Source organism: Pseudomonas sp. P5_A2_2, assembly GCF_054177685.1.
Map to the genome: position 1 here is coordinate 1 of NZ_JBGCUL010000815.1, position 2037 is coordinate 2037.

Annotated in this window: 3 protein-coding genes; 2 read left to right on the forward strand and 1 reads right to left on the reverse strand. The window is 57.3% G+C overall.

Translation table 11 applies throughout. The features are described 5' to 3' along the window. A partial coding sequence (locus tag ACXRVY_RS26060; RefSeq protein WP_458238628.1) for a twin-arginine translocation signal domain-containing protein occupies positions 1 to 453 on the reverse strand: 453 nt, incomplete at its 3' end. A gap of 432 nt (positions 454 to 885) precedes the next feature. Here ACXRVY_RS26060 and ACXRVY_RS26065 point away from each other — a divergent pair. Continuing rightward, entirely contained in the window at positions 886 to 1668 is a 783-nt protein-coding gene (locus ACXRVY_RS26065; RefSeq protein WP_223457296.1) for a creatininase, read from the forward strand. 81 nt (positions 1669 to 1749) lie between these two features. After that, positions 1750 to 2037 (forward strand): amino acid permease (locus ACXRVY_RS26070; protein ID WP_458238629.1); only part of this gene is annotated, 288 nt, incomplete at its 3' end.

A 2037-nucleotide genomic window follows, 5' to 3' on the forward strand; every position in this document is an offset into this window, starting at 1 on the left:
GTAGGCGATACCGAGGAAGCCAAAGCGAATCAGGACCGAGTAGAGCTTGTCCCCCTGCCAGTGGCCGGGAAAATGCTGGAACTCTGGGTAGAAGTCATCGAAGGGGTAGTCAGCGGGGTCAAGTTGCTCGATGTACTCGGCGGCATTGAGTTGCTGGACATATTCGGCGTCGGACAGGATCAGGTCGAAAGTGCCGGGCGGGGACTGAGAGATCAACCCCAGCATGTTGTCGCCGCCGGTGTAGTACTTGGCCCGGACCTTGACCCCATATTTGCGCTCGAACTCAGCGACGATGTCCGGCTCTGCGTGTCCGGCCCATGCGAGTATGACCAGTTCTTTTTCCGCTGCGGCGAAGCTTCTCAAGGGCAGCAAACCAGAAAGCGCTGCGGTGCCTGCCAGGATGCTGGAGGTCTTGAGGAATGTACGGCGTGAAAGGTCGATGCGATTTTTCATTATTGTCTCGCCTGGTGATGGAAAGTGGCTCTGATGAAAACTGCTCCTGTCCGTCTCATCCTTTTGCTCTTGCCTGCTGCCTGCTATCGCTGCCAACCACAGCATCATTCGCTGGCTGGATGCATTGCAGCAGGTCGCCATCACCCGTTTTTGTGCGCGCTCGACCTGGACTTTGTCAGATCCGACTCATGCCCCTTTTCACGCAAAAGCGACGAGCCCCAATCCGATAACCGGACAGAAATGACAAATCAGAGGGTGTTTTGTCATTTACGGGTCGGATTCAGACAATTCTGCACCCTCCCCCTCTGATCGAATTGATTCACGCGCCACCTTCGACTCCTGCAATCCGCAAGGTCGGTCAGACGATAGGCAAACGCCCCCAACCACCGGTTGAAAATTACCAACGGTCAAACACTTTCAGAGGGTGTGTAGATGAACAACAGTGTCGTTATTGGAGAACTCACCTGGCCTGCGTATGCAGAGAAGGTCGCTGCCGGCAGCCCGATCTTTCTGCCCGTGGGTGCACTGGAACAGCATGGACATCACATGTGCATGGAAGTCGATGTACTGCTGCCTACCGCGATATGCAAGGCGGTAGCGCAGAACGTCAGCGGCCTGGTCTTGCCTGCCCTCGCCTATGGCTACAAGTCTCAGCAGAAATCAGGCGGCGGCAACCACTTCCCGGGAACAACCAGCCTCGATGGCGCCACGCTGACCCATACCGTGCAGGACATCATCAGAGAACTTGCACGCCATGGCGCACGCAAACTGGTGATGATGAACGGGCACTTTGAAAACTCGATGTTCATTGTCGAGGGCATAGACCTTGCCCTTCGGGAGCTTCGCTACGGTGGCATCAGTGACTTCAAGGTCGTCGTGCTGTCCTATTGGGACTTCGTCAACGATCCTGCGGTCATCGAAAAGCTATATCCCGAGGGATTCCTCGGCTGGGATATCGAGCATGGCGGTATTTTCGAAACCTCTTTGATGCTGGCCCTGCACCCCGACAAGGTCGATCTGAGTCGTGCGGTCGATCATCCTCCCGCGACCTTCCCACCTTACGACGTGTTTCCCATCATCGCGGAGCGCACGCCGGCCTGCGGAACCCTGTCATCGCCTAAAGGTTCCAGTCGCGAGAAAGGCGAGCTGATTCTCGACGTTTGTATCTCGGGCATCAGCGCCGCGGTGCGCGAGGCCTTTGAATTGGACACCTGAAGAGCACCCGGACGTGCCGAAACAAATATCCCGCGGTAATGCTTCACCCTCCCCAAGTAGAACAAAAAAAGGGTAAGTCTCATGTCCAGCAGCTCAACCTTGGCCCCAGGCCTCAAGCAGCGTCACGTCACCATGCTGTCCATTGCCGGTGCCATTGGCGCAGGCCTGTTCATCGGTTCAGGACACGCCATCGCCTCGGCGGGGCCGGCCGCCATCCTGGCGTACATTTTTTCCGGCACCCTGGTCGTGCTGGTGATGCGCATGCTGGGAGAGATGGCCGTAGCGTCGCCCGATACAGGATCGTTTTCGACCTACGCCGAGCGGGCGATGGGACGCAGCGCCGGCTTCACCATCGGCTGGCTGTACTGG

Excerpts from the sequence above, each read along its gene's own strand:
- ACXRVY_RS26065 (WP_223457296.1), top strand. The coding sequence starts at position 886 with ATGAACAACAGTGTCGTTATTGGAGAACTCACCTGGCCTGCGTATGCA.